Origin of the sequence: Stutzerimonas urumqiensis, assembly GCF_003640395.1 — a bacterium.
Lineage (GTDB): Bacteria > Pseudomonadota > Gammaproteobacteria > Pseudomonadales > Pseudomonadaceae > Stutzerimonas > Stutzerimonas urumqiensis.
This window is the reverse complement of record NZ_RBZQ01000003.1, coordinates 463,436-487,927: the sequence shown is the minus strand read 5'-3', so window position 1 is coordinate 487,927 and position 24,492 is coordinate 463,436. Positions and strand designations below refer to the sequence as shown.

25 protein-coding genes and 2 tRNA genes are annotated in these 24,492 nt (G+C 67.4%); 8 read left to right on the top strand and 19 right to left on the bottom strand.

The features are described 5' to 3' along the window. Nucleotides 1-159 precede the first annotated feature (159 nt). From D7325_RS08255 to D7325_RS08230, 6 genes are all read right to left on the bottom strand, one after another. Nucleotides 160-235 (bottom strand) — tRNA-Thr (locus D7325_RS08255). Nucleotides 236-293: 58 nt separating this feature from the next. Beyond that, nucleotides 294-1,496, bottom strand: a complete 1,203-nt coding sequence (locus D7325_RS08250) for a methyltransferase (RefSeq protein WP_120995072.1) — start codon at nucleotides 1,494-1,496, stop codon at nucleotides 294-296. Nucleotides 1,497-1,502: 6 nt separating this feature from the next. Continuing rightward, entirely contained in the window at nucleotides 1,503-2,192 is a 690-nt protein-coding gene (locus tag D7325_RS08245) for an ABC transporter permease (protein ID WP_120995071.1), read from the bottom strand. Then, nucleotides 2,189-2,884, bottom strand: coding sequence for an ABC transporter permease (locus tag D7325_RS08240; RefSeq protein ID WP_120995070.1), 696 nt, complete (start codon nucleotides 2,882-2,884; stop codon nucleotides 2,189-2,191). Before D7325_RS08240 ends, D7325_RS08245 begins: the two co-directional genes overlap by 4 nt. A 53-nt stretch (nucleotides 2,885-2,937) precedes the next feature. Beyond that, entirely contained in the window at nucleotides 2,938-3,690 is a 753-nt protein-coding gene (locus D7325_RS08235; RefSeq protein WP_120995069.1) for an ABC transporter substrate-binding protein, read from the bottom strand. 37 nt (nucleotides 3,691-3,727) lie between these two features. Beyond that, complete coding sequence (locus D7325_RS08230; protein ID WP_120995068.1) at nucleotides 3,728-4,501, bottom strand: ABC transporter ATP-binding protein; 774 nt, start codon at nucleotides 4,499-4,501, stop codon at nucleotides 3,728-3,730. 360 nt (nucleotides 4,502-4,861) lie between these two features. Between D7325_RS08230 and D7325_RS08225 the strand changes: the two genes are divergently transcribed. Continuing rightward, nucleotides 4,862-5,149 carry a DUF4124 domain-containing protein gene (locus D7325_RS08225; protein WP_120995067.1) on the top strand — a complete coding sequence of 96 codons (288 nt, stop codon included), beginning with the start codon at nucleotides 4,862-4,864 and terminating at the stop codon, nucleotides 5,147-5,149. 100 nt (nucleotides 5,150-5,249) lie between these two features. Here D7325_RS08225 and D7325_RS08220 read toward each other — a convergent pair whose 3' ends face one another. From D7325_RS08220 to D7325_RS19360, 6 genes are all read right to left on the bottom strand, one after another. Then, a complete protein-coding gene (locus D7325_RS08220; RefSeq protein WP_120995066.1) occupies nucleotides 5,250-5,567 on the bottom strand; it encodes a copper-binding protein in 318 nt (105 codons plus the stop codon). Next, complete coding sequence (locus D7325_RS08215; protein ID WP_120995065.1) at nucleotides 5,564-8,737, bottom strand: efflux RND transporter permease subunit; 3,174 nt, start codon at nucleotides 8,735-8,737, stop codon at nucleotides 5,564-5,566. Before D7325_RS08215 ends, D7325_RS08220 begins: the two co-directional genes overlap by 4 nt. Then, on the bottom strand, nucleotides 8,737-10,212 hold the full coding sequence (locus D7325_RS08210; RefSeq protein WP_120995064.1) for an efflux RND transporter periplasmic adaptor subunit: 1,476 nt from the start codon (nucleotides 10,210-10,212) through the stop codon (nucleotides 8,737-8,739). Before D7325_RS08210 ends, D7325_RS08215 begins: the two co-directional genes overlap by 1 nt. Beyond that, nucleotides 10,209-11,447 (bottom strand): TolC family protein, encoded by a 1,239-nt coding sequence (locus D7325_RS08205; protein ID WP_120995063.1) that lies wholly within the window; start codon nucleotides 11,445-11,447, stop codon nucleotides 10,209-10,211. The genes D7325_RS08210 and D7325_RS08205 overlap by 4 nt, the downstream gene beginning before the upstream one ends. 93 nt (nucleotides 11,448-11,540) lie before the next feature. After that, nucleotides 11,541-11,909, bottom strand: a complete 369-nt coding sequence (locus tag D7325_RS08200) for a hypothetical protein (protein WP_120995062.1) — start codon at nucleotides 11,907-11,909, stop codon at nucleotides 11,541-11,543. Between the two features lie 64 nt (nucleotides 11,910-11,973). Further along, nucleotides 11,974-12,105 (bottom strand): hypothetical protein, encoded by a 132-nt coding sequence (locus D7325_RS19360; RefSeq protein WP_281273499.1) that lies wholly within the window; start codon nucleotides 12,103-12,105, stop codon nucleotides 11,974-11,976. 141 nt (nucleotides 12,106-12,246) lie between these two features. On the opposite strand from D7325_RS19360, the gene D7325_RS08195 reads away from it, so the two are divergent. Next, entirely contained in the window at nucleotides 12,247-13,614 is a 1,368-nt protein-coding gene (locus D7325_RS08195; protein ID WP_120995061.1) for a GntP family permease, read from the top strand. Nucleotides 13,615-13,656: 42 nt separating this feature from the next. Here the strand turns inward: D7325_RS08195 and D7325_RS19055 are convergent, their stop codons facing one another. Next, the gene (locus tag D7325_RS19055; RefSeq protein WP_162988019.1) at nucleotides 13,657-13,809 is read right to left on the bottom strand and encodes a hypothetical protein; all 153 of its coding nucleotides are present in this window, start codon (nucleotides 13,807-13,809) and stop codon (nucleotides 13,657-13,659) included. An 88-nt stretch (nucleotides 13,810-13,897) separates the two neighbouring features. Continuing rightward, nucleotides 13,898-15,862 carry a BCCT family transporter gene (locus D7325_RS08190; RefSeq protein WP_120995060.1) on the bottom strand — a complete coding sequence of 655 codons (1,965 nt, stop codon included), beginning with the start codon at nucleotides 15,860-15,862 and terminating at the stop codon, nucleotides 13,898-13,900. A 287-nt stretch (nucleotides 15,863-16,149) separates the two neighbouring features. On the opposite strand from D7325_RS08190, the gene D7325_RS08185 reads away from it, so the two are divergent. Next, nucleotides 16,150-17,433, top strand: coding sequence for an arsenic transporter (locus D7325_RS08185; RefSeq protein WP_120995059.1), 1,284 nt, complete (start codon nucleotides 16,150-16,152; stop codon nucleotides 17,431-17,433). A gap of 95 nt (nucleotides 17,434-17,528) precedes the next feature. Here D7325_RS08185 and D7325_RS08180 read toward each other — a convergent pair. From D7325_RS08180 to D7325_RS08160, 5 genes are all read right to left on the bottom strand, one after another. After that, nucleotides 17,529-17,604 (bottom strand) — tRNA-Phe (locus tag D7325_RS08180). A 96-nt stretch (nucleotides 17,605-17,700) separates the two neighbouring features. Continuing rightward, the gene (locus D7325_RS08175; protein ID WP_120995058.1) at nucleotides 17,701-17,973 is read right to left on the bottom strand and encodes an oxidative damage protection protein; all 273 of its coding nucleotides are present in this window, start codon (nucleotides 17,971-17,973) and stop codon (nucleotides 17,701-17,703) included. Further along, nucleotides 17,970-19,034, bottom strand: coding sequence for an A/G-specific adenine glycosylase (gene mutY / locus D7325_RS08170; protein ID WP_120995057.1), 1,065 nt, complete (start codon nucleotides 19,032-19,034; stop codon nucleotides 17,970-17,972). Before mutY ends, D7325_RS08175 begins: the two co-directional genes overlap by 4 nt. Next, on the bottom strand, nucleotides 19,031-21,256 hold the full coding sequence (locus tag D7325_RS08165) for an AsmA family protein (protein WP_120995056.1): 2,226 nt from the start codon (nucleotides 21,254-21,256) through the stop codon (nucleotides 19,031-19,033). The genes mutY and D7325_RS08165 overlap by 4 nt, the downstream gene beginning before the upstream one ends. A 140-nt stretch (nucleotides 21,257-21,396) precedes the next feature. Further along, nucleotides 21,397-21,795 (bottom strand): acetyl-CoA sensor PanZ family protein, encoded by a 399-nt coding sequence (locus tag D7325_RS08160; protein ID WP_120995055.1) that lies wholly within the window; start codon nucleotides 21,793-21,795, stop codon nucleotides 21,397-21,399. A 118-nt stretch (nucleotides 21,796-21,913) separates the two neighbouring features. Here D7325_RS08160 and hisB point away from each other — a divergent pair, with 118 nt between their 5' ends. The 5 genes from hisB to D7325_RS08135 are packed head-to-tail and all read left to right on the top strand — an operon-like array spanning nucleotide 21,914 to nucleotide 24,489. Further along, on the top strand, nucleotides 21,914-22,507 hold the full coding sequence (hisB, locus tag D7325_RS08155) for an imidazoleglycerol-phosphate dehydratase HisB (RefSeq protein ID WP_120995054.1): 594 nt from the start codon (nucleotides 21,914-21,916) through the stop codon (nucleotides 22,505-22,507). Continuing rightward, the gene (gene hisH / locus D7325_RS08150) at nucleotides 22,507-23,145 is read left to right on the top strand and encodes an imidazole glycerol phosphate synthase subunit HisH (RefSeq protein ID WP_120995053.1); all 639 of its coding nucleotides are present in this window, start codon (nucleotides 22,507-22,509) and stop codon (nucleotides 23,143-23,145) included. The genes hisB and hisH overlap by 1 nt, the downstream gene beginning before the upstream one ends. Continuing rightward, complete coding sequence (locus D7325_RS08145) at nucleotides 23,145-23,399, top strand: DUF2164 domain-containing protein (RefSeq protein ID WP_120995052.1); 255 nt, start codon at nucleotides 23,145-23,147, stop codon at nucleotides 23,397-23,399. Before hisH ends, D7325_RS08145 begins: the two co-directional genes overlap by 1 nt. Before the next feature lie 32 nt (nucleotides 23,400-23,431). Beyond that, nucleotides 23,432-24,175 carry a 1-(5-phosphoribosyl)-5-[(5-phosphoribosylamino)methylideneamino]imidazole-4-carboxamide isomerase gene (hisA, locus tag D7325_RS08140; protein WP_120995051.1) on the top strand — a complete coding sequence of 248 codons (744 nt, stop codon included), beginning with the start codon at nucleotides 23,432-23,434 and terminating at the stop codon, nucleotides 24,173-24,175. Between the two features lie 2 nt (nucleotides 24,176-24,177). Continuing rightward, the gene (locus D7325_RS08135; protein WP_120995050.1) at nucleotides 24,178-24,489 is read left to right on the top strand and encodes a chorismate mutase; all 312 of its coding nucleotides are present in this window, start codon (nucleotides 24,178-24,180) and stop codon (nucleotides 24,487-24,489) included. Nucleotides 24,490-24,492: the final 3 nt, after the last annotated feature.

The window sequence follows — 24,492 nt, the reverse complement described above, 5'->3', positions numbered from 1 at the left end:
ACCTGGGCCACGATAAATTCAAGACGAACGGTATATGGGCGACGCGAAATTTTTCTAACCAGCTGGGTAGGGGGTGTCAAATCCCTACCCCAATCCTACCCCAAGCCAAATTTTGCCAACAAAAAAGGCCTACGCTTTCGCGTAAGCCTTTGATTTTTATGGTGCCGGCACCAGGAATCGAACCCGGGACCTACTGATTACAAGTCAGTTGCTCTACCAGCTGAGCTATACCGGCAAGAAGGGCGCCATTATAGCGAGTGGGCGAGCGGAGTAAACCGTTGAGTTGCCTGCCTTTATCGAATCCGTCGGGCGACAAGCATGGCGTTGCGGGGTGTGAGGCGGGAGGGGCAGAAGGTGCCGAGCAGCACCTCATAGCCGTTCTCGGCCAGCAGCAGTGCGCGATCGAGCAGTAGCCAGGTTTCCAGGGGACGGCGAAACAATCCGCGCACCAGCTCGAGGTTGCGTACTTCGGCCAGGCGTCGCCAGCCGATGGCTTCGAGTCGTTGCCAATCCTGGGCGTGGGGCACGGCCAGACCCTTCAGCTGTGCCAGATGCTCGCAGTAGCGGGCGAAGGGCTGCTTCAGCCAGGCGACAGGCAGGGAAGGAGTCGGCAGGTAGCTGTCCTGTTTGCGCAGCTGACGCTGCAGGTGATCGAACGCCAGCCGCCAGGCCATCGATTGGTCGCGCTGGCGACGTTCCCGTGCGCCGGCCGTCACGGTTTCGCTCAGTGGCAGGCCCAGGTCATCGCGCGAAAGCGTCAGCGGGGAATGGGTCGCCGTCTGGGAGCGTGGACGGTAGTGCTCATCCTGCGTTCGGTTGTAGCAGCAGGGTGCGACCGCCAGGGCATCGACCCGTCCTGCGATGGCTGCTTCGATCAACCGGACGTGCAGGTCGCCGCATGCGTGCAGGGCGACAGGCCAGGTGCCGGTGAGCAGCTCGCTGGCAGAGTCGGCCATCACATCCTGGCATCGGTGAACCGCCGCAACCCCCTGCGCAACACTCACGCTTTTGCCGGCGGCGCAGAGCGCCGGGTCCCATTCCAGGCAGGTGAGTTGGTCGCCTTCTTGCCAGAGATGACGGCCCAGGTGCCCCTTGCCTGCGCACCAGTCGAGCCAGTGGCGAGGGCCGTCATGGCGTGGCAGATGGGCGCCGAAGGCACGCACCTGCTGCCACTTGCGGCCCGGCACGCCAGCGGGTGGTTCGTCGGTACCGCCGATCAGCCGTGCGACGGGCAGCTCGGGCAGCCGGCTTGCCTCGAGGGCCTGTCGTGCCAGCGTCGGAAAGGGTTCTGGTGCCTCCAGCGATGTCGGCTCCCGGTGCGCCGCCTCCGCCTGTTCCAGTGTGCGCTCGCGTAGCCAGCTGGCGAGCGCCGGGTGGCTCGCCTCCCAGGGCAGCACCCGGTATGTGAATGGTCGTGGCCGCCACAGCGCTTGATGCTGAACGAGGAAGGCGTCGACCGCCCGGAAGCGGTCGACGAGTTCGGTGAACGTCACGATGCCGGCTCAGCGGCCCTGACAGGCGTCGACACGCAACCAGCGTTCGAGCTGCTTGAAGCCCTGCATCAGGGCGAAGGCGATGATCAGGTAGATCACCCCCGCCACCAGGAACATCTCTTCATACATGTAGGTGCGCGCCGCGACCTTGCGCGCCATGCCGGTCAGTTCGAGGAGCGTGATGGTACTGGCCAGCGCGCTGGCCTTGAGCATTAGGATCACCTCGTTGCTGTAGGCCGGCAGGCCGATGCGCGCCGCACGCGGCAGGAGGATGTGCCAGAGCGTCTGGCTGCGCGACATGCCGAGCGCACGCGCGGCTTCGACTTCCCCCTGTGGCACGGATTGGATCGCGCCGCGCAGGATTTCGGCGATATAGGCCGCCGTATGCATGGTCATGGTGATGACGGCGCACCAGTACGGATCGCGCAGATACGTCCAGAGGAAGCTCTGGCGTATCACCTCGAACTGCGCCAGGCCGTAATAGACCAGAAACAGCTGGACCAGCAGCGGCGTGCCGCGGAAGAAGAAGATGTAACCGTAGGGAAGTGCCCGCACCAGCGGGTGGCGCGAAGCGCGTGCAATGCCCAGCGGCAAGGCGAACAGCAGCCCGGCGATCACCGATACACCCACCAGCTGCAGCGTGAGCCAGGCCCCCTCGAGGAAGTCCGGCAGCCACTTGATCAACAGTTCCCAGCTCATGTCGCGCTCCTGGAGAAGCCGCGCCCGGCCCGGCGTTCGAGAAAGTACATGCCGGTCATCGCGACGATCGTCAGGCACAGGTAGATCAGCGCCGCCACCAGGAAGAAGGTGAACGGCTCCTTGCTCGCGGTCACCGCGATCTGCGAGGTGCGCATGACCTCTTCCAGGCCGATGACCGAGACCAGCGCGGTGTCTTTCATCAGGATCATGAACAGGTTGCCCAGGCCTGGCAGCGCGATGCGCCACATCTGCGGCAGGATCAGCCGCCAGAAGATGCGGCGCTTGCCCAGCCCGAGGGCCAGGCCTGCTTCACGGTGGCCCTTCGGAATGGCCAGCAGTGCGCCACGGAATACCTCGGTGGCGTAGGCCCCGAAGCAGAGTCCCAGCGCGATGGTGCCGGCCGCGAACGGGCTGAGGGCGAGCCGCTCGATGCCCAGCGACTCGCCCAGTACGCGAACCATGTTGACCGTGCCGAAGTAGATCAGCAGGACCCACAGCAGCTCCGGCACGCCGCGCACGATGGTCGAATAGGTGCCGCCAAGCCAGCGGAAGAAGGGGTAGGGCGACGTCTTGGCGAGGGCGCCGAGCAGGCCCAGCACCAGCCCGAGGGCAAGCGATGCCAGGGCCAGTTGAATGGTTATCCAGGTACCGGCAAGCAGTGCGGCACCGAATCCGTGTAGGTCGGGAATCATGGTTGCTCTGAAACGCCAACGCCCGGCCGGAGCCGGGCGTCAGTCGGGCAAGGTCAGTAAATGCTGAAGGGGAAGTACTTGTCGTTGATCTGCTTGTAGGTGCCGTCGGCGACGATCTCGTCCAGCGCCGCGTTCAGGCGCTCGCGCAGTTCATCGTTGCCTTCGCGCACGGCGATGCCGATCTTGTCGTTGTCGAATACCGGCTCACCCTTGAATTCGAAGTCTTTGCCGGTCTCGCTCTTGAGCCATTCCCATTGCACGAACTTGTCGGCCAGCACGCCATCCAGGCGGCCCGAGGCGAGGTCCAGGTAGGCGTTTTCCTGGGTGTCGTAGAGCTTGATCTCGACCACGTCGCCCAGGTTCTCTTCCAGCCAGGTGCCGGCGATGGTCGCGCGCTGCGCACCGATGACCTTGCCGTCGAGGCTTTCCTTGTCGGTCTTGAAGTCGCTCGACTTGGGCGCCACGAACTGCAGCTTGTTGGTGTAGTACGGCTTGGTGAAGTCGACCGCCTGCTCACGCTCGTCGGTGATCGACATGGACGCGATGATGAAGTCGAACTTGTTGGCGTTCAGCGCCGGGATGATGCCGTCCCAGTCCGAGGTGACCACTTCACATTCGACTTCCATCTTGGCGCACAGGGCGTGGGCGATGTCGAGGTCGAAGCCGACGACCTTGCCGCTGGCATCGATCAGGTTGAAGGGTGGGTAGGCGCCTTCGGTGCCGATGCGCAGTTTTTCGGCGGCGAACGCGCTGCCGCAGGCGAGGGTCATGGCGGCGGCCAGCAGGACCTTGTGCAAGCTCTTCATGAGGGTTGGCTCCATTTATTTATTTATTGGCTATTTATTAGCGATGGCTGGACATGAATTGTTTACAGCGGGCCGATTGGGGGTTGTCGAACACCTCTTCCGGGGTGCCCTGTTCCTCGACTTGCCCCTGATGCAGGAAGACCACTTCGCTCGAAACCTGCTTGGCGAAGTTCATCTCATGCGTGACCAGCAGCATAGTCCGCCCCTCGTCAGCGAGCGAGCGAATGACGGCTAGCACTTCCTGGACCATTTCCGGGTCCAGCGCCGAGGTGGGCTCGTCGAACAGGATGACCTTGGGCTGCATGGCCAGGGTCCGGGCGATCGCGGCGCGCTGCTGCTGGCCGCCGGAGAGCTGCGCCGGGTAGGCGTGGCGCTTGTCGGCGATACCGACCTTGGCCAGCAGTGCCTCGGCCATCTCGGTGGCTTCGGCCTTGCTCTGGCCGCGCACGCGACGTGGCGCCTCGATGATGTTGTCGAGCACCGTCATATGCGGCCAGAGATTGAAATTCTGGAAGACAAAGCCGATCTCGCTGCGTACGCGGTTGATCTGCTTGGCGTCGGCCGCGACCAGCTCGCCCGACTTGGCCTGCTTGAGCTTGAGCTGCTCGCCGGCCACCATGATCTCGCCCTCGTTGGGGTTTTCGAGCAGGTTGATACAGCGCAGGAAGGTCGATTTGCCGGAGCCGGACGAGCCGAGGATGGAGATGACGTCGCCGTCGTGGGCGCTCAGCGAGATGCCCTTGAGCACCTCGAGCTCGCCGTAGCGCTTGTGCAGGTTGCGGATTTCCAGCGCGGGCATGGCCTCTGCCATGTGGGTACCTCTTCTCGGGACAACGAATAGATTAGCAGTGCTTCCTCAGCACGCGCCGCCCTGCCAGCGGGTCGGCGGTCGCCCCGAGATGCGGTGCTTGCGCGGCGTGCGTGTCGCGAACATTCCAAGCGAATGGCCCGCCGTCCTGGCGAGGCGCAAACCTAGCATGGCGACGAAAATGCGCCAAGTTCCAAACATGGCACTTTGCGGTCGCATCGCGGGTGCAACGGAGTGCATCAGGGTGCTAAGCGGCCAAGAACGGGGCGCCAGGTCCGGCCTCTTTTCGACGCACTCGTCGGCTGGCGGGCACGGACATGCCACGCATCGAGTCACATGGCCATGCCATAGCCGGGAGACCCCATGCGTCTGCTTCTTCTTTTGTCGCTCGCCAGCCTGCCGATGATCGCGCCCGCGCAGTCGGTGTTCAGTTGCATCGACGTCGATGGCGAGCCGTTCTACTCCAGCGTGCCCTGTCATCTTGCCTCGAAGGACACCCGCCTCGACCTGTACCGCGGCGAGCCCGACCCGGCCGACGCCCCGCCACCCGGCCCGGACGAGCCGCCCCTGCCTGACAACCAGCCGCCGCCGGGCGTGGTGATCGAGTTCGGCGATCCGAGCGGAACGTTGCGCAACCCGGACGGCCGCTGACCACGCCGAGGCAGCCCGGCCCCGCCAGTCAGGCCGGTCGTTGAGGAGCGACGCGGGCGGCCGCCGCGGCGCAAGCGGCTCGCGGCGATCGGCGTGCCGCTCAGCGTTTCTCGATATGGAGCAGCGTCGCCATGCCCTCCGGGTCGAACTCGAACGCCACGGCATCGCCCACGGCGACCGCCGCGCGCTGCTCGGCGCTGGCCTTGAACGGCATGACCATCGCCGGCCAGCCGAGTGACGGTACCGGGTCGTGCGCGAGCACGAGGGTGCCCCTGTCGTGATCGATCTTGCGCACGGTGCCGGTGGCCTGTGCGGTGGCCGTGGCGTTGACCGCCTCCGTCGAATGGTCGGCCATCGGCTGGGCCGCCATGACCGGGGCGCAGGCGAGAATGAGCAGGGTGCAGGCGATTGACTTCATGGGGTTGCTCCCGAGGTTGGTCGATGGTGCAAGGAGGCGGGACGCGCGAGTGCGCGGCGACGCATCAGCCGATAGGCGGCCGGGATGACGAACAGCGACAACAGCGGCGCCGTGACCATGCCGCCCACCATCGGCGCGGCGATGCGGCTCATGATTTCGCTGCCGGTGCCGCCGCCGAGAAGAATCGGCAGCAGGCCGGCGATGATCACCGCCACCGTCATCGCCTTGGGCCGCACGCGCTGGACCGCACCGAGGCGGATCGCTTCGATCAGGTCGGTCTCGTCGGGCGCGGCGCCCGCTCGCTGCCGGTCGAGCCAGGCGTTCTTCAGGTACAGCAGCATGATCACGCCGAACTCGGCCGCGACACCGGCCAGCGCGATGAAGCCCACCCCGGTCGCCACCGACAGGTGATAGCCCAGCAAATACAGGAACCAGACCCCGCCGGTCAGCGCGAACGGCAGCGTCGCCAGGATCAGCAGCGCTTCGTCCATGCGGCCGAACGTCAGGTAGAGCAGCACCAGGATGATCGCGAGCGTCGCCGGCACCACCAGCATCAGCCGCTGGTTGGCGCGCTCGAGGAACTCGAACTGCCCCGAAAAGCTCAGGCTCATGCCGGGCTCGAGCTGGACCTCGCGATCGATCGCCGCACGCAGGTCGCTGACGACCGATGCCAGGTCGCGGCCGCGGACATCGACATAGACCCAGCCCGAGAGCCGCGCATTTTCGGTCTTGAGCATGGGCGGCCCGTCGCTCACCCGTATCGCCGCGACCGTGCCGAGGGTGATCTGGCTGCCCTGCGGCGTGTAGATCGGCAGGTCGTTCAGGTCGCTCAGCGAGTCGCGCCACTCGCGGCCATAGCGCAGGTTGATCGGGTAGCGCGCCAGGCCCTCGACCGTCTCGCCGATGGTCGCGCCGCCAATGGCGCCGCTGACGATCGCCTGTACGTCGGCGATGTTCAGGCCGTAGCGCGCCGCGGCGGCGCGGTCGATGTCGACGTCGATGTAGCGGCCGCCGGTGAGCCGTTCGGCCAGGGCCGAGCTGACGCCGGGCACGGTTGCCGCGACGCGCTCGATGGCTTGGGTGACGCGGTCGATCTGCGCCAGCTCGTTGCCGGCGACCTTCACCCCGATCGGACTCTTGATGCCGGTGGCGAGCATGTCGATGCGGTTGCGGATCGGCGGCACCCACAGGTTCGCCAGCCCCGGCACCTGCACGGCGCGGTCGAGTTCCTCGACCAGGCGCTCGGGCGTCATGCCCGGGCGCCACTGGTCGCGCGGCTTGAAGCGGATCGTGGTCTCGAACATCTCGAGCGGTGCGGGGTCGGTGGCGCTGTCGGCGCGCCCCGCCTTGCCGAACACCTGGGCCACCTCCGGGACCGAGCGAATCATGCGATCGGTCCGCTGCAGGAGCCGCGCGGCCTCCTGCGCGGACAGGCCCGGCAGCGCGGTGGGCATGTAGAGCAGGTCGCCTTCGTCCATCGGTGGCAGGAACTCGCCCCCCAGCCGGCTGGCGGGATACCAGCCGGTCAGGAAGATCGCCAGCGCGACCACCAGCGTGAGCCTGGGCCGTCGCAAAACCGCATCCAGCGCCGGGCGGTAAAGGCGGATCAGCCCCCGATTGAGCGGGTTGCGCGCCTCATCCGGGATGCGGCCGCGTATCCAGTAGCCCATCAGCACCGGCACCAGCGTCACCGACAGCCCGGCCGCGGCCGCCATCGCATAGGTCTTGGTGAACGCCAGCGGGCCGAACAGCCGCCCTTCCTGCGCCTCGAGCGTGAACACCGGGACGAACGACAGCGTGATAATCAGCAGGCTGAAGAACAGCGCCGGACCGACCTCGATGGCCGCCTCGGTGATGACGCGCCAGTGGGCATCGCCCGTCGGCGCTTGGCCGGCGTGCTCGTGCCGCCAGCGCTCGAGGTGCTTGTGGGCGTTTTCGATCATCACCACCGCCGCGTCGACCATCGCGCCGATGGCGATGGCGATGCCGCCCAGCGACATGATGTTGGCGTTGACGCCTTGCCAGCGCATGACGATGAAGGCGATCAGCACCCCGATCGGCAGCGAGATGACCGCGACCAGCGAGGAGCGCAGGTGCCAGAGGAACAGGCCGCAGACCAGCGCCACGACGATGAATTCCTCGATCAGCTTGTGGCCGAGGTTCGTCACGGCGCGATCGATGAGCTGGCTGCGGTCGTAGGTGGTGACGATCTCGACCCCGGCCGGCAAGGCGCTGCGCAGGTCGTCCAGCTTGCGCTGCACCGCGGCGAGCGTCGCGCGGGCGTTCTTGCCGCCGCGCAGCAGCACCACGCCGCCGACCACCTCGCCTTCGCCATCGAGTTCGGCGATGCCGCGCCGCATCTCCGGGCCGAGCTGGACGTGCGCCACCTCGCCGAGCGTGATGGGTACGCCGCGGGCGTCGAGCTTCAGCGGGATCTGCCGGAAGTCGGCAAGCGACTGGAGATAGCCCGACGCGCGCACCATGAACTCCGCGCCGCCCAATTCCAGCACGCTGCCACCGGCTTCCTGGTTGGCGGCCTGCACCGCGGCGGCGACGTCGCCCTGCGTCAGCCCGCGAGCGGCCAGCTTCACCGGGTCGAGCAGGATCTGGTACTGCTTGACCATGCCGCCGATCGCCGCGACTTCCGCCACGTTCGGCAGGGTCTTGAGCTCATAGCGCAGGAACCAGTCCTGCAACGACCGCAGCTGCGACAGATCGTGCGTGCCGCTGCGATCCACCAGCGCGTACTGGTAGATCCAGCCAACCCCGGTGGCGTCCGGCCCGAGCGCCGGCGTGACGCCAGCCGGCAGGCGAGCCTGCGCCTGGTTCAGGTACTCCAGCACGCGGGCGCGGGCCCAGTAGAGGTCCGTCCCGTCCTCGAACAGCACATAGATATAGCTGTCGCCGAAGAACGAATAGCCGCGCACGGTTTTCGCGCCGGGCACCGAGAGCAGGGTGGTCGCCAGCGGGTAGGTGACCTGCTGTTCGACCAGCTGCGGCGCCTGGCCGGGGTAGGAGGTGCGGACGATCACCTGCACGTCGGACAGGTCCGGCAGGGCGTCGATGGGCGTGTGCCGGAGCGACCAGAGCCCGGCGGCCACGGCGAACAGGGTCGCCAGCAGCACCAGCGGGCGGTTGGCGACCGACCAGCGGATGAGGGAGGCGATCATCAGTGATGTCCCTCGTGCGGTGCGGCCTCTGGCGCGGCGGGGGTCTGTTCGGCGTGTCCGGCGAGCTTCTCGATGCGCTCGATCAGCAGGCCGTCGTCGGTCTGCCGCACGCCGACGCGGACCCGGTCACCCACCTTCAGGCCCTTCAGCAGGGCCGGATCGGCGACCGGGAAGGGCATGGTCATGCCGGGCATGCCGAGCGTCTCGAAGGGTCCGTGGGACAAGCCGACCATGTCGCCGTCGAGCGCGACCAGCGTCCCCTCGGCCTCGTGCAGCGCCGGTGGCGGCGCCGCGGGCGTGCTGCCGAGTGCCTGGACGGCGAGCCCGCGCAGGCTCGCCTCCGAGTCGAGCAGGAACTGTCCCGATGCAACCACCTGCTGGCCTTCCGAGAGGCCCTCGAGCACTTCGGTGAGCTCGGCCGATTCGCGCCCGGTGCGGATTTCCACCGGCTGGAAGCGGCCTTCCCCGTCGGCGCGCATCACCAGCGCTCGCCGACCGGTACGGATCACCGCCTCGGTCGGGATCGCCAGCGTCGGCTCGCCCGTTGCGGTCGCCAGTTCGGCTTCGGCGCTCATGCCGGGACGCAGGCGTCCGTCAGGGTTCGGCAGCACGACGCGAACGGTCACCGTGCGCGTCGCCGCATCGGCCTGAGGCAGGATGGCATCCACTTCGCCGCGCAGGACTTGGCCGGGCAGGGCCGCCAGTCGCGCCTCCACCGCCTGACCCGCGGCGAGCCGACCGGCCTGCGCCTCGGGCACCGCCACCTCCAGCCACACCGGGTCGAGGCCGTTGATGCGCGCCAGGGTCTGGCCGGGCGCGAGCGTCATGCCCTGGCGAACCTCGAGCGTTTCGATGACGCCGGCGCGGGGGCTGGTGACGGTCCAGGTCGACTGGACCTGGCCGGTGCGTTCGAGCCGGGCGATCAGGTCGGCGGGCATGCCCGCCAGGCGCAGCCGCTGGCGGGCGGCGGCCAGCAGCTCCGGTTCGCCGAGCCGACGCAGACCGAGGAATTCTTCCTGCGCGGCCGCCCACTCGGGTATCAGCAGTTCGGCCAATGGCGCGCCCGCGGCGATCACATCGCCGGGTGCGAGCGGATGGACGCGCTCGACGAAGCCGCCGCTGCGCGCCTGCACCACCGCGACGCTGCGAGCATCGAAGGCCAGGTTGCCGGTCGCCACCAGCGGCTGATCGAACGGTGCGCGACGCACCTCGGCCAGCCGCACCCCCAGGTTCTGCGTCACCCGCGGGTCGATGCGCAGGCCGCTCGCGTCGCCGCCGGGTTCGGCGTAGCGGGGCACCAGGTCCATGTCCATGAAGGGCGACTTGCCCGGCGCGTCGAACCGCTGTTGCGGGTACATCGGGTCGTACCAGTAGAGCACCTCGCGCTCGGTCTGCTCGGCAACGACCAGCCCTGTGGACACAGACAGCGCCAGTGCCAGTACGGCCTGCAGGCCGCGTTGGGTCAGGGTGTTCATGGGGTTTCTCCGAAGGCGTAGTACAGGCGCGCGCCAAGGGCGGCGCGTTCGGCGGCCAGGTCGATGGCGCGCAGGCGGGTTTCGACGCGTTCGCGCCGGGCATCGATCACGGCGGTCAGGTCGCCGCGGCCGGCGCGGTAGTCATCCATCGCCAGCGCGACCTTTTCCTCGGCCAGCGGCAACAGCACCTGCTCCAGCCGGTCGACCGCCCGAGCGGCGCGGCGGTGCTCGGCGAGCTGGGTTTCCAGCGCTTCGCGAAGCTCGCGCCGGGCGGCTTCGTGCTCGGCGTCCAGCTGCTCGACCCGTGCGCGCCGGGCGGCGATCTTCGGGTCCTGCCGGGTCGCGCTGAACAGCGGCAAGTCCATGCTGACGCTCAGGCTCAGCATGTCGCCGTATTCGCGACCGCGGCGCTGGTAGTCGACGCCCCAGGCCCAGTCGGGACGCTTGTCGGCGAGTGCCTCGCGCACCTGGGCTTCGGCCAGTTCGGTGCGCGGGTCGAACAGCACCAGCTCCGGATGCGCGCTCAGGTGATGGCGATAACGGGTCGGTTCGGTCGGCCAGCGGGGCCAGTCGCCGGTGGGCGGCTGGTCGGCGGTGTCGCCGATCCAGCGGCGTAGTGCGGCACGCGCGGCGTCGCGGGTCTGGATCAGGGTGTCTTCCCGTTCGGCGAGCAGCGCGGCTTCCTGCTTGGGCAGGACGGCCTCGGCGACCCGGCCCTGGCCACCGGCCAGGCGTGCCCGCACCGCTTCGGCGAGCAAGCGGTTCTCGCGGTACAGCCCGTCGAACAGCGCGAGCTTGCGTTCGACGGCCAGCAGCGCCGTCCAGGCCTGGGCGGTTTCGCGGCGCACGCGCAGTCGCTCGACATCGCGCTGCCGTTCGGCGACGGCGATGCCGGCCTCGGCCGCGTCGATGCGCGCTTCACGCTTGGCGCGGTTGGGCACCGCCTGCATGAAGCCGATCATCTGCATGGTCATGCCGTCTTCTTCGAGACGGTAGCGGGCGTCGCCTTCGATCGGCAGGTTCTGTATGCCGAGGCGCAGTTGCGGGTCGGGTAGCTTGCCGGCCGGGATCGCCGCGCTGCGTGCGGCGGACAGGTTGGCGGCCTGTGCGGCGAGCGAAGGTGCCTGTCGTTCGGCCAGGCGCAGCGCCTGGTCGAGCGTCAGCGCGCCGGCCAGGCTTGGCCAGGCGCCGATGCAGGCCAGCAGGAGGCCGGCCGTGCGGAATAGGGGACGCATAGGTCTGATGTCCTGTGTCACGGGCGCACGCAAGCATGCGCAACAGCCAGCACCGGCCAGACCGGGCGTGGCGTTCAGGGACTGAGCAGGCGATCAGGCGCGGGGTGGGCGCCAGCGTGGGTCGGGCACTTGCGACGGAACGAAGTCGCCGTCGGCCCAATGCAGCGTGGGGGAGGCCCCAAGGAAGGTGCGGGTGCTTGCCAGGTCGAGTTGCAACAGGTTGCACGACTTGCAGGTCTGGCTCATGTCGCAGGTGCCGTCGTCGCTCATGTGGTCCGCCGGCGAAGGGGAGACCGCGGCGGGCTCGTGCATCTCGCCGTGACCGGCGTGTGCCGATTGCAGCGGATCGGCCGGCTGTTCCATCGGGCAAGGCATCGCGCCCAGGGTCACGCTCGCCATCCCGTTGACGGGAAGCGCAAGGCTGACGATCAGGAGCAGGCAGAGCCGCAGCAGGCGAGACATGGCGCGATTCTAGGCATGCCGCGCAAGCGGCGGCAATGCACCGGGCGTCGCAGGTGACGTGGGGTCAGTCGTTGCCGTCCACGCCGGCATCGTCCGGCAGGGCGTCGGGCTCCTGGCCATCCTTGCCGTCGGTCTCGAAATCGTCGGGGCTGTCGAGCGGGTCCTGGTCTTCGTCGGTGTCGATCGAGTCGTTCATGGTGCCTCCTGTCGTGGAGTAGGTTCGAGCGCGGCCGCCCGCCAACGTTCAGCGCGAACAGCGCCTGGCGCGGCCTGTCTGAGCCTTGAGCCGACCGGCGAATACGGGCCCGGTCGGCCCCACCTATCGAAGGAGCTGAACATGGGCCTGGTACTGATCCTGCTGGCGCTGGTCGCGTTCATCGTGCTGGCGACCACGCGGCTGAAGCTGCATCCCTTTCTCGCACTGCTGCTCGCCGCGCTGATCGGCGGGTTCGCCTATGGCCTGCCGCCGGCGGACATCCTCAAGACGGTGGCCGCTGGCTTCGGCGGCATCCTGGGCTACATCGGCATCGTCATCGTGCTCGGCACCATCATCGGGGTGATCCTCGAACGCAGCGGCGCGGCGATCACGATGGCCGAGACCGTGATTCGCGTGCTGGGCGAGCGGTTCCCGACACTAACGGTGTCGATCATCGGCTACCTGGTATCGATCCCGGTGTTCTGCGACTCGGGCTACGTCATCCTCAATTCGCTGAAGAATGCGCTGGCCGCCCGCATGAAGGTCTCGGTGGTGGCGATGAGCGTGGCGCTGGCCACCGGTCTCTACGCGACCCATACCTTCGTCCCGCCGACGCCCGGCCCGATCGCGGCGGCGGGCAATCTCGGCCTCGAGGACAACCTGGGCCTGGTCATCGGCGTCGGCCTGGTGGTGGCGCTGGTCACGGCGCTGGCCGGCATGCTCTGGGCCAACCGGTTTCTGCGCCAGGACGATGCGCTGCTGCTCGAGGAGGCGCCGAGCGAGCTGTTGGCGCAGAGCGAAAGCTTCGAGGCGCTGAAGCAGCGTTACGGCACGCTGCCGAGCGCCTGGCAGGCGTTCGCGCCGATCTTCATGCCGATCGCGCTGATCTGCCTCGGCTCGGTCGCGGCCTTCCCGACACGGCCGCTGGGCGACGGGCTGGTGCTCGACGTGCTGGGCTTCCTGGGGCAGCCGGTGGTCGCACTGCTGGTCGGCCTCGCGCTGGCCTGCACGCTGCTGGAGGGCGAGAACAAGCGCCAGCAGTTTCATGATCAGGTGGTCGACGGCATCGTCTCGGCCGCGCCGATCCTGCTCATCACCGGTGCCGGCGGTGCGTTCGGTGCGGTGCTGAAGGCGGCGCCGCTGACCGACTATCTCGGTCAGACGCTGTCGGCGCTCGGCATCGGCTTGTTCATGCCGTTCCTGGTCGCGGCGGCGCTCAAGAGTGCCCAGGGCTCGTCGACCGTGTCGCTGGTGACCACTTCAGCGATGGTTGCGCCGCTGCTGCCCAACCTCGGGCTGGACAGCGAGATGGGCCGGGTGCTGACAGTAATGGCGATCGGTGCCGGTGCGATGACCGTCTCGCACGCCAACGACAGCTTCTTCTGGGTGGTGACCCAGTTCAGCCGGATGAAGGTGTCCACGGCCTACCGCGCGCAGACTGCCGCGACGTTGGTGCAGGGCCTGGCGGGCATGCTGACGGTATGGGTGCTGGGGCTGGTGGTGCTCTGACGATGACGGCGGCCTCCTGTGGCGAGGCCGCCGCCCGGTCCGTCAGCGTTGGTCTTCACTGTTGATGATCGGGTCTTCGGGCAGGGTTTCCGGCCCGGTGTAGGCGTTGTCGTCCCGATCCGGCGTGGTGGCGTCTTCGATGTCTTCAGGTGTGCTGATCGGGGTGACGCGCTGTGAGTCGGCTGGCTGGCTCATGGTCGGCTCCTGTCGAGGGCTGTCCAGCCTTCGAGCCGCCCGCGTCTTACCCGTTCGGCCGGCGCATGGCCGGCCGTCGGGTGATACCTCAGTGGACCAGATGAAGGAAGTGCAGGTGCTTTTCGTACTGGTCGAGGATGTCGCCGATCACCTCGTCCTTGCGCCAGCCCATCAGGTCGTAGTTCTGCCCGCCCTCCTTGAGGTACACCTCGGCGCGGTAATACTCCTGGTCGCCCTCGTCGTCGTCGGGCGCATACGCCGGGCGCGGGTAGGCCTTGCGGCGTACTTCGTAGGTGAAATCCACCTCGCCGGCGCGCAGCACCTCCAGTCGCACGCGACCGTCTTCGCCGCGCTCGATGCGGCTTTCGATGCCTTCCGCGCTCAGTTGCTCGACGACCGCCGTGCACGCCGGCGCCGCCACTTCCTCGATGAACCGTGCGACTTCGCCACGGCCGGGCAGGTGCAACAGGTTGTGCAGGCGGCGCTGCCAGCCACCGCCGGTACTCGGCGCGCTCGGCGAGATGTTCGGCGCCAGGTAGCGCAGGTCGCGTTTGGTGGCATCGAGGCGCAGCGCTTTCAGCAGCCCCCACATGGACAGCAGCAGCGCGATGGTGAAGGGCAGGGCACTGGCGATCGTGGCGGTCTGCAGTGCGGTCAGGCCATCGGCCAGCAGCAGGGCGATGGCGACGACGCCCATCGATGAGGCCCAGAACACGCGCTGCCAGGTCGGCGTGGGCTCGCGGCCGCCGGAGGCGAGCAGGTCGACGACCAGCGCGCCGGAGTCGGCGGAGGTCACGAAGAACACCACCACCATGATGATCGCGATCAGCGAGATGGCCGAGCTGAAGGGGAAGTGCTCGAGAAAGGCGAACAGCGCCAGCGAGCTGTCCTGCTCGATGGCTTCGCCCAGGCTGGTGATGTTTTCCAGCATGATCATGTGGATGGCCGTGTCGCCGAACACGGTCATCCACAGCAGGGTGAAGCCGGCCGGCACCAGCAGCACGCCGGTGACGAACTCGCGAATGGTGCGCCCGCGCGAGATCCGCGCGATGAACAGGCCGACGAAGGGCGACCAGGCCAGCCACCAACCCCAGTAGAACAGCGTCCAGCCGCCGATCCAGTCGTTCGGCTCGTAGGCGTAGAGGTTGAAGGTCTTGCTCACGAGGTCCGACAGGTAGCTGCCGGTGTTCTGCACGAAGGTCTGCAGGATGAACACCGTCGGCCCAGTGACCAGGACCAGCCCCAGCAACAGCACGGCCAGGCCCAGGTTCAGCTCCGACAGGCGCCGCACGCCCTTGTCCAGCCCGGTGACCACCGACACGGTCGCCAGCGCGGTGGTGCCGATGATCAGGCCGATCTGCACGGGGATCGAGATCGGTATCCCGTACAGATGGTTGAGGCCGGTGTTGATCTGCGTGACGCCGAACCCCAGCGACGTGGCCACGCCAAGGACCGTACTGATGACGGCGAAGATATCCACCGCATGCCCGATCGGACCGTGGATGCGGTCGCCGATCAGCGGATACAGCGCCGAGCGAAGGGTCAGTGGCAGGCCGTGACGGTAGCTGAAGTACCCCAGGATCAGCGCGACGATGGCGTAGATGGCCCAGGCGTGCAGGCCCCAGTGGAAGAAGGTGATCTTCATGGCCTCGCGCGCGGCGGCCACGTCGCCGCCCACGCCGACGGGCGGGTCGAGGAAGTGCATCACCGGCTCGGCGACGCCGAAGAACATCAGGCCGATGCCCATGCCTGCCGAAAACAGCATGGCGAACCAGGTGGTGTTTCCGTAATCCGGCTGGCTGTGGTCCGGGCCGAGCTTGATGTCGCCGTAGCGACTGAAGGCGACGAGCACGACGGTGAGCAGGATCACCGCGACCGCGAGGATATAGAGCCAGCTGACGTTGGCGATGATCCAGGCTTGCAGGTCGCCGAAGAGGGTCTGTGCCCGTTCCGGCATGAGCGCGCTGAACAAGACGAGCGCGAGGATGAGTACCGCCGAGCCAATGAAAACGGGCGGATTGAGGGTGGATGACGAAGGCTGTCCGGCCTGCATGCTGCTCTCCTGTTTCTTGCGATTCGAGGGGGCGCCTTTAGGCGAACGGCAAAGCCTAACACGACAAGACGGCCAACCCTGGCCGAAGCGGCCGCGCGATGCGCCGTATCGGCCGGCTGGCGGTGATGTTTTTTTGAGGTGCGCCTGCGCGAAGCGTTCCGCCGCTTCGATGCCGTGGAGCGCCGGAGCGGCGCTTGCCAAGCAGCGGGATTTCCCTATAGTCCGCGCTCGTCGTCGCGCCCCGCCTGGCTTCGATGGCGCGTCGCCCCCCACCGGAATCCATCTGCATGCCGCTCGCGTTCGCCCTTTTCAGCGCCACCGTCGCCCTGGTCATCTGGCAGCCGCGGGGGCTCGGCGTCGGCTGGAGCGCATCGATCGGCGCGGCGCTGGCCTTGCTGACCGGAGTGGTTTCGCCGGGCGACATCCCCATCGTCTGGGACATCGTCTGGAATGCGACGGCCACGTTCATCGCGATCATCGTCATCAGCCTGCTGCTCGACGAGGCCGGCTTCTTCGAGTGGTCGGCGCTGCACGTCGCGCGCTGGGCCAAGGGGCGAGGGACGCGATTGTTCGCCTTCACCGTCCTGCTCGGCGCGGCCGTTTCGGGACTGTTCGCCAATGACGGGGCCGCGCTGATCCTGACGCCGATCGTCATCTCGATGCTCGTTGCCCTGCGGTTCAGCCCGGCGACCACCCTGGCCTTCGTCATGGCGGCGGGATTCATCGCCGACACCGCCAGCCTGCCGCTGGTGGTATCGAACCTGGTGAACATCGTATCGGCCGATTACTTCGGCCTCGGCTTCAGCGAGTACGCATCGGTCATGCTGCCGGTGAACCTGGTCAGCGTCGGCACGAGCCTGGCCGTGCTGTTGCTGTTCTTCCGCCGGGACATCCCGGCGACGTACGAACTCGCCCTGTTGAAGGCGCCACGCGAGGCGATTCGCGACGCGGCGACCTTCCGTGTCGGCTGGTGCGTGCTGGCGATACTGCTGCTCGGCCTGTTCGCGCTGGAACCGCTGGGCATTCCGATCAGCGTCGTGGCGGCCGCGTGCGCGGCGGTGCTGTGGCTGGTGGCCAAGCGGGCGGGCGTGATTTCGACGCGCCGCGTCCTGCGGGAAGCGCCGTGGCAGGTGGTGGTGTTCTCGCTGGGCATGTATCTGGTGGTCTACGGGCTGAAGAACGCCGGGCTGACCGATGCACTCACCCTGGTGCTGGATTGGCTTGCCCAGCGCGGCCTCTGGGCCGCCGCGCTGGGCACCGGCCTGCTGAGCGCGGGGCTTTCCTCGGTGATGAACAACATGCCGACGGTGCTGGTGGTCGCCCTCTCGATCCAGGGCTCGGAGGCCACGGACCTGGTGCGCGATGCGATGATCTACGCCAACGTGATCGGCTGCGACCTGGGCCCGAAGATCACGCCGATCGGCAGCCTCGCCACCCTGCTCTGGCTCCACGTGCTGGCGCGCAAGGGAATCCGCATCGGCTGGGGTTACTACTGCAGGGTAGGGATCGTGCTGACGCTGCCCGTCCTGCTCGCGTCCCTGGCCGCGCTGGCGGTGCGCCTGGCGCTCTGAGCGAAACGAGGCCACGCAAGGCGCCGTCGCGCTGAATCCGCACGGCAGAAAAAAAGAAACCCCTGAGCCTTTCGGATCAGGGGTTTCGCAATTCATGGTGCCCAGGGACGGAATCGAACCGCCGACACGGGGATTTTCAATCCCCTGCTCTACCAACTGAGCTACCTGGGCAACGGGGCGCCATTAAACGGATTTGGTTTTGACCTGTCAACAAGGCTGCGGAAATTTTTTAGCCGGGACGGGCGTTTAGCGCCGCCCGGCGGGGTATCAGGCGCTTGGCGGGACGTAGCCGTCGGCCTGGGCATAGGCTTCGCCGGAGAAGAACTTGTCCATCTCCGCCTGCAGGAACTTGCGATCGTCGGCATTCATCATGTTCAGCCGCCGCTCGTTGATGAGCATGGTCTGGTGCTTCTGCCAGTCTTCCCAGGCCTGGCGCGACACGTTGTTGAAGATGTCCTCGCCCTTGGGGCCCGGGTAGGGCGGGCGGTCCAGGCCGGGCAGTTCCTGCTTGTACTTGCGGCACGTGACGGTGCGGGTCATGGCGAGTCTCCCTGTAGTTCGGTCGCTGCGCGGGCCAGCAGGGCCTTGACCGGAGCGGCCAGGCCGAGGCGCGGCGGAGACGCGAGGTTATACCAGAGCCAGTCCGCCTCGGTCACGGCGGGCGCGGTGCCCTGCACCTGCACCAGCCAGGGCTCGATCGCCAGCTGGAAATGGCTGAAAGTGTGGGTCAGTCCGGTCAGTTCGCGGCGCTGGCCCAGTTGCAGGGCATGACGTGCGGCGAGCGGGTCGAGCCCGGCGAGGTCGTCCAGCTCCGGCAAGCTCCACAGGCCGCCCCAAAGCCCGCTGGACGGCCGGCGATAGAGCAGGATGGCGCCCTCGGCGGTGGCCAGAAGCGGCATGAGGGTTCGCTTCTGCGGCAGGGTCTTGCGCGGCTTGGGTACCGGAAAGTCGGTTTCGCGGCCCAGCCGGTGGGCCTGGCAGGCGGTCTGTAGCGGGCAGATCAGGCAGCTCGGTGCGCTGCGGGTGCACAGGGTGGCGCCCAGGTCCATCATCGCCTGGGTGTAATGGGCGACCCGCTGCCGTGGCGTGAGCTGCTCGGCCAGCGCCCAGAGCTGCCGAGCCACCTTCGGCTCGCCGGGATAGCCGTCCTGCGCGGCGAAACGCGCCAGTACGCGCTTGACGTTGCCATCGAGGATCGGGGCGCGGAGGCCCATGCTCAGGCTGGCGATGGCGCCGGCGGTCGAGCGCCCGATGCCGGGCAGCTCGGCCAGTGCGTCGACGTCGGCTGGAAACTCGCCGCCGTGTTGCTCGACGACGATTTTCGCGGTGCGGTGCAGATTGCGGGCGCGGCTGTAGTAGCCGAGGCCGGTCCACAGGTGCAGCACTTCATCCTCTGCCGCCGCGGCGAGCGCCTGGACGGTCGGCAGCGCCGTCATGAAGCGGTCGAAGTAGCCAAGCACGGTGCTGACCTGGGTCTGCTGCAGCATGATCTCGGACACCCACACGCGGTATGGCGTGATGCCCTGCTGCCAGGGCAGGTGCTTGCGGCCGTGGCGGTCGTACCAGTCGAGCACCGCCGAGCCGAACTGCTCGGGGCTCATCGATCGAACAGCCCCTTGAGCGCGTCTTTCAGTTCCGGGCTCACCTTGTCGCCGAGTTCTTCCTCGATCTTTTCGGTCAGCTTGTCGCCGGCCAGCTTCGCCGCGATCTTGCCGAGCCCGTCCTTGTCCAGGCGGCAGGCGCGCGCGCCCAGTTCCAGCGGGCCGCGGCAGCGCAGCGGCCATTCCAGGCCGACATAGCGCTCATTGACCTGGCAGGCCGGGTCGGGCATCGCGCCCTGGTCGCCTTCGATGACGATGCCGACGCGGTAGTCCATGCCCAGCGTTCGCAAGTCGAGGTCGCCGCGGCCATTGACCGTCAGGCCCGGAATGCTGGCGCGCAGGTCCGGGTTGGTGGCGACACCGTCGTTGAACACCAGGCTGCCGCGCAGGGTGCGGAACGGCGTATCGCGGCCGCGCGGTTCGGTGGTAAGCGTCTTGCGGTTCAGGGTGGCGATGGCCTGGCAGAGCTGCTGTTCCAGATTGGCGTCGACCAGCACGCCATTGTCGATGACGAAATCGATACGGCCGTCGAGGTTGTCCACCCAGGCCTGCTGGCTGTTGCCGCGGGTTTGCAGGTCGGCGGTCAGGTCGAGAATGCCGTGGACCACGGGCTTCTGGTCGAAGGCCGTCAGCAGCCGCTCGACCGGGACGCCGGTCATTCGTTCGTTGATGTCGAGCAGCGGCAGGGCCGGGCGCGTGTTGAGCGTGCCGGTGGTTTCCAGGCGACCGCCGAACAGGTTCGCCCGGAGCGTTTCGAGCGTCAGCAGGCCGCCGTCGGCCTTGGCCTTGAGGGTCAGCGCTTCGAGCGGCAGCTTGCGGTAGCTGAGCTGGTCCAGATTCAGCGAGACATTGCCGTCCAGCCCGCGTAGCGCCTGCACCGGCAGGATGTCCTCGCTGCTCCAGGCGTTCGCGGTGGGTTCCTCGGGCAGCGGCGAGGTCGCCGAGCCGGTGGTGGCCGCGGTGGCGACCCGGTTGCGTTCGGCGCGTGCCTGCGCCTCGGCCGCGTCCTCTGCGCTCGGTGGCGGCAGGTAGCGGTCGAGCACGATGCGATCCCCCTTGAGCGAGGCCTGTATCCTGCCGGTCTCCAGGTCGGCCAATGCCACGCGACCCGTGAGGATGGTGTCATCGATCTGCAGTTTGAGCTCTTCGAGCGCGAGGCTGTCGGCGGTACCAGCGAGCCGACCGACCAGTTCGACCTTGCCGAGCGCGGCTTCGTCCGCCATTGCCGGCAAGGGCTGGCCAAGGTTCTGGAGGAACTCGCGGGCATTGAACTGGGCAATCGACAGCGTGCCTGCCAGCTTGGGTTCGCCCTGCAGGTCGCGCAGCTTGAGTTCGCCCAGGCCGCGCAGCTGGTTGGCGGTGAATTTCATCCCGTTCCATTCGGCCACCTGGGCAGCGAGGTCGGCCATCAGCGCGCCCTGCGCGGTGAAGTTGAGGGTTTCGCCGTTGAGCGGCTCGCCAGAGGCCTCGCCGGCCAGCTTGAGGTTGTCGAACAGGTAGCGCCGCAGGGCATTGTCGAAGCGCAGCGTGCCGGTCAGCTCGGCGCGCGCACGCATCACCGGTTTGTTGCTGCCGAAGAAGGCGCTGAGCTTGACCGGAATCGGGGTGTTCTCGCGGATGGCGCCGGTCATCAGCTCAATGCCTTCGGCGCTGTACTGGTTGCCGGTGCGCGCATCTTCATAGGAAACACGCGCATCGCGAACGGTCAGGCTGTCGATATCGAGCCGCATCGGACGGTCGTTCCCGGCCGGTTGCTCGGGTTCGCGCGGGGCTTGCACCGGCGCGGGCTCGGCCGCTGCTTGCGGCGAGTCGGCCGGCAGCGGTTCGCCGATGCCCTCCCAGTTGCCGCGGCCCTCGGCGTCGCGCCGCAGCGTCAGGTCGAGGCCGTCGACCGTGATATCGCTCATCTGGATTTCGCGCCGCAGCAGCGGCATGACCCGTACCGAAAGCCCCAGCATGCGCAGGTCGGCCAGTGGCTGGTCCGGCGTGCGTGCGCTGGCGACGGTGGTGTCGTGCAGCTCCAGGCCGAGCCAGGGAAACAGGCTCCAGCCGATGTCGCCGTCGATGGTCAGCTCGACGCCGGCCTTCTCCCGCGCCAGGCGCTGGATTTCGTCCTTGTAGTCATTGGGGTCGAAGAAGTGGGTCAGCACGAACCCGAGCGCCACGATGATGAGCAGCAACCCGAAGACGACGAGGCCCAGGATCTTGGCGAGCGCTTTCATGACGGATCCTTGTAGTCGTATTACTTGGACGGGTGAGGGCGAAAGGGGCCGAGTATAGCCTTGGCCGTACCCCGTCCGATGATGGCGCTTTGCTTTGAGCGATCGGCGCCGCTCGGGTTCCGGAGCGCCATGCCGGCGCGCTAGAGCGAGGCGAGCGGCAATTGAGCCCTGGCCGCGAGTGCCTGGGATTCCAGGTGCCCTGGCGGCGCGGCGAGATGCAGGGGCTGTCCGGCCGATTCGGCCCAGGCACGCGCCTGTTCCAGCAGGCGCCGGCCGACACCGCGGCGACGCGTCACGGCGCGCACGCAGAGATGCGACAGCTGCCACGGCCGATCGCCGCGCGTCAGCAGCGCCGCGCCGAGCAGGCGGTCGTTGAAGCGGCCGGCGATCAGGGTGCCGGCGGCGAGGCCGGCGTCGATCAGCGCCTGGGCATCGGCGTGGGGCGCCAGCAGCCAGTCCGGCGCGTCGGCATAGATGCGCGCCAGATCCAGGCGATCCTGGGCGGACGGCTGCGAGACGGTTTCGACCTGAACGGGCATGGCGGCCTCCTGGATGCGGGCCGGCCAGTGTAAACCCGCGCCACGGGCGCCGGTAGCCGGGGCCTGTCGCGCGCGCCTATAATGGCCGCCTTTTCCCCGTGGCATTTGCGGAGCAGTGATGGCCGAACGTACGGCTTACGTCGAGCGCAACACCCTGGAAACGCAGGTGAAGGCGTCGATCAATCTGGATGGCACCGGCAAGGCGAGATTCGCCATCGGCGTTCCCTTCCTAGAGCACATGCTCGACCAGATCGCCCGGCACGGGCTGATCGACATCGACCTTGAATGCAACGGCGATCTGCACATCGACGATCACCATACCGTCGAGGACGTCGGCATCACCCTCGGCCAGGCCTTCGCCAAGGCGATCGGCGACAAGAAGGGCATCGTCCGCTACGGCCATGCCTACGTGCCGCTCGACGAGGCGCTGTCGCGCGTGGTGATCGACTTCTCCGGCCGTCCCGGGCTGCACATGAACGTGCCCTACACCCGCGCGGTGGTCGGCAAGTTCGATGTCGACCTGTTCCAGGAATTCTTCCAGGGCTTCGTCAACCATGCCCAGGTGACCCTGCACATCGACAACCTGCGCGGCGTCAACACGCATCACCAGATCGAGACGGTGTTCAAGGCCTTCGGCCGTGCGCTGCGCATGGCCGTCGAGCGCGACCCGCGCATGGCGGGGCAGATGCCGTCCACCAAGGGATGCCTGTGATGCAGACGGTCGCCGTCATCGACTACGGGATGGGCAACCTGCATTCCGTGGCCAAGGCGCTCGAACACGTCGGTGCCGGCCGGGTGCTGGTGACCAGCGACGAGGCCGTCATTCGCGAAGCCGATCGCATCGTGTTTCCCGGTGTTGGCGCGATCCGCGATTGCATGGCCGAAATTCGCCGGCTGGGCTTCGATGCGCTGGTGCGCGAGGTCAGCGTCGATCGACCCTTCCTCGGCATCTGCGTCGGCATGCAGGCGCTGATGGAACGCAGCGAGGAGAACGGCGGCGTCGATTGCATCGGCCTGTTTCCTGGCCAGGTGTGTCGTTTCGGCAATGACCTGCGTGAAGACGGCGAGCCGCTGAAGGTGCCGCACATGGGCTGGAACGAGGTCTACCAGGCCGTCGACCACCCGCTCTGGCACAACATCCCGGACAACGGCCGCTTCTACTTCGTGCACAGCTATTACATCGAGGCCGGCAACCCGCGCCAAGTCGTCGGGAGAGGGCATTACGGCCTGGACTTCGCGGCCTCGCTGGCCGACGGTTCGCGCTTCGCCACCCAATTCCATCCCGAGAAAAGCCACACGCATGGGCTGCAATTGCTGCAGAACTTCGCGGCGTGGGACGGGCGCTGGTAATGAGCCGGAGCAAGCCGCCGATGCTGAAGCTCGACCCGGCGGTACAGCAAGCGGCATGCGAGGGGCTGAAGCGGTTGCTCGATGATCGCTTCGAGGTTCGCCTGGGTAGCTTCGAGGTGCAGGAAATCATCGACTTCTTCGCCCAGGAACTCGGTCCTCACTATTACAACCGCGCGATCGCCGACACTCAGACACTCCTGAGCGACCGATTCGCCGGGATCGAGAGCGACCTCTGGGCGCTCGAGAAAAGCTGACCCACCGATTCGTTTCAGACAGGTTTCGAACAATGCTGATTATTCCCGCAATCGACCTCAAGGATGGCGCCTGCGTCCGGCTGCGCCAGGGCCGGATGAATGAGTCCACGGTGTTTTCCGACGATCCGGTCAGCATGGCGGCGCGCTGGGTCGTCGCTGGCTGCCGTCGGCTGCACCTGGTCGACCTGAACGGCGCCTTCGAGGGTCAGCCGGTCAATGGTGACGTGGTGACCGCGATCGCCGCTCGCTACCCCGAGCTGCCGATCCAGATCGGCGGCGGCATCCGCTCGCTGGAGACTATCGAGCACTATGTTCGCGCCGGTGTCAGCTACGTCATCATCGGCACCAAGGCGGTCAAGGAACCCGAATTCGTCGCCGAGGCGTGCCGAGCCTTTCCGGGCAAGGTCATCGTCGGCCTGGATGCCAAGGACGGTTTCGTCGCCACCGATGGCTGGGCCGAGGTGAGCGAAATGCAGGTCATCGACCTGGCCAGGCGCTTCGAGGCCGATGGCGTGTCGGCGATCGTCTACACCGACATCGCCCGCGACGGGATGATGCAGGGCTGCAACGTGCCGGCGACCGCCGCGCTGGCCAACGCCACCAAGATCCCGGTGATCGCCTCGGGCGGCATCCATAACATCGGCGACGTCCAGGCGCTGCTCGATGCCGGCGCGCCGGGCATCATCGGCGCCATCACCGGCCGGGCGATCTACGAAGGCACGCTCGACGTCGCCGAAGCGCAGGCGATTTGCGATCTGCGGATGAAGGCGGAGTAGATATGGACAGGTCCGAGCCAGCTCCCCTCTGCCGCGATCTCGACGAAGTGAGGGCCGGCATCGATGCGTTGGACGAACGCATTGTCGAACTGCTGGCGCGCCGTGAACATCTGGTGAAGCAGGCGGCAGCGTTCAAGCGTGACGACAGCCAGGTCCGCGCGCCAGCGCGCGTCGAGCAAGTGATCGCCAAAGTGGTTGCGCTGGCGAGCCAACACAATGCTGACACCGATGTGGTCGAGCGGGTGTACCGCGCAATGATCGCCGCCTTCATCGACCGCGAGCTGATCGAGCACCGACGCCTGGCGGCAGATTGATAC

What these genes read in the sequence shown, in the direction of transcription:
- D7325_RS08160 (WP_120995055.1), bottom strand. Translation starts at nt 21,795, where the DNA reads ATGCCCGTTCAGGTCGAAACCGTCTCGCAGCCGTCCGCCCAGGATCGC.
- D7325_RS08195 (WP_120995061.1), top strand. Translation starts at nt 12,247, where the DNA reads ATGGGCCTGGTACTGATCCTGCTGGCGCTGGTCGCGTTCATCGTGCTG.
- hisA (WP_120995051.1), top strand. Translation starts at nt 23,432, where the DNA reads ATGCTGATTATTCCCGCAATCGACCTCAAGGATGGCGCCTGCGTCCGG.
- D7325_RS08135 (WP_120995050.1), top strand. Translation starts at nt 24,178, where the DNA reads ATGGACAGGTCCGAGCCAGCTCCCCTCTGCCGCGATCTCGACGAAGTG.
- hisB (WP_120995054.1), top strand. Translation starts at nt 21,914, where the DNA reads ATGGCCGAACGTACGGCTTACGTCGAGCGCAACACCCTGGAAACGCAG.
- D7325_RS08230 (WP_120995068.1), bottom strand. Translation starts at nt 4,501, where the DNA reads ATGGCAGAGGCCATGCCCGCGCTGGAAATCCGCAACCTGCACAAGCGC.
- D7325_RS08205 (WP_120995063.1), bottom strand. Translation starts at nt 11,447, where the DNA reads ATGCGTCCCCTATTCCGCACGGCCGGCCTCCTGCTGGCCTGCATCGGC.
- D7325_RS19055 (WP_162988019.1), bottom strand. Translation starts at nt 13,809, where the DNA reads ATGAGCCAGCCAGCCGACTCACAGCGCGTCACCCCGATCAGCACACCT.
- mutY (WP_120995057.1), bottom strand. Translation starts at nt 19,034, where the DNA reads ATGAGCCCCGAGCAGTTCGGCTCGGCGGTGCTCGACTGGTACGACCGC.
- hisH (WP_120995053.1), top strand. Translation starts at nt 22,507, where the DNA reads ATGCAGACGGTCGCCGTCATCGACTACGGGATGGGCAACCTGCATTCC.
- D7325_RS19360 (WP_281273499.1), bottom strand. Translation starts at nt 12,105, where the DNA reads ATGAACGACTCGATCGACACCGACGAAGACCAGGACCCGCTCGACAGC.
- D7325_RS08215 (WP_120995065.1), bottom strand. Translation starts at nt 8,737, where the DNA reads ATGATCGCCTCCCTCATCCGCTGGTCGGTCGCCAACCGCCCGCTGGTG.
- D7325_RS08190 (WP_120995060.1), bottom strand. Translation starts at nt 15,862, where the DNA reads ATGCAGGCCGGACAGCCTTCGTCATCCACCCTCAATCCGCCCGTTTTC.
- D7325_RS08185 (WP_120995059.1), top strand. Translation starts at nt 16,150, where the DNA reads ATGCCGCTCGCGTTCGCCCTTTTCAGCGCCACCGTCGCCCTGGTCATC.
- D7325_RS08200 (WP_120995062.1), bottom strand. Translation starts at nt 11,909, where the DNA reads ATGTCTCGCCTGCTGCGGCTCTGCCTGCTCCTGATCGTCAGCCTTGCG.
- D7325_RS08235 (WP_120995069.1), bottom strand. Translation starts at nt 3,690, where the DNA reads ATGAAGAGCTTGCACAAGGTCCTGCTGGCCGCCGCCATGACCCTCGCC.
- D7325_RS08165 (WP_120995056.1), bottom strand. Translation starts at nt 21,256, where the DNA reads ATGAAAGCGCTCGCCAAGATCCTGGGCCTCGTCGTCTTCGGGTTGCTG.
- D7325_RS08225 (WP_120995067.1), top strand. Translation starts at nt 4,862, where the DNA reads ATGCGTCTGCTTCTTCTTTTGTCGCTCGCCAGCCTGCCGATGATCGCG.
- D7325_RS08145 (WP_120995052.1), top strand. Translation starts at nt 23,145, where the DNA reads ATGAGCCGGAGCAAGCCGCCGATGCTGAAGCTCGACCCGGCGGTACAG.
- D7325_RS08220 (WP_120995066.1), bottom strand. Translation starts at nt 5,567, where the DNA reads ATGAAGTCAATCGCCTGCACCCTGCTCATTCTCGCCTGCGCCCCGGTC.
- D7325_RS08245 (WP_120995071.1), bottom strand. Translation starts at nt 2,192, where the DNA reads ATGAGCTGGGAACTGTTGATCAAGTGGCTGCCGGACTTCCTCGAGGGG.
- D7325_RS08240 (WP_120995070.1), bottom strand. Translation starts at nt 2,884, where the DNA reads ATGATTCCCGACCTACACGGATTCGGTGCCGCACTGCTTGCCGGTACC.
- D7325_RS08210 (WP_120995064.1), bottom strand. Translation starts at nt 10,212, where the DNA reads ATGAACACCCTGACCCAACGCGGCCTGCAGGCCGTACTGGCACTGGCG.
- D7325_RS08175 (WP_120995058.1), bottom strand. Translation starts at nt 17,973, where the DNA reads ATGACCCGCACCGTCACGTGCCGCAAGTACAAGCAGGAACTGCCCGGC.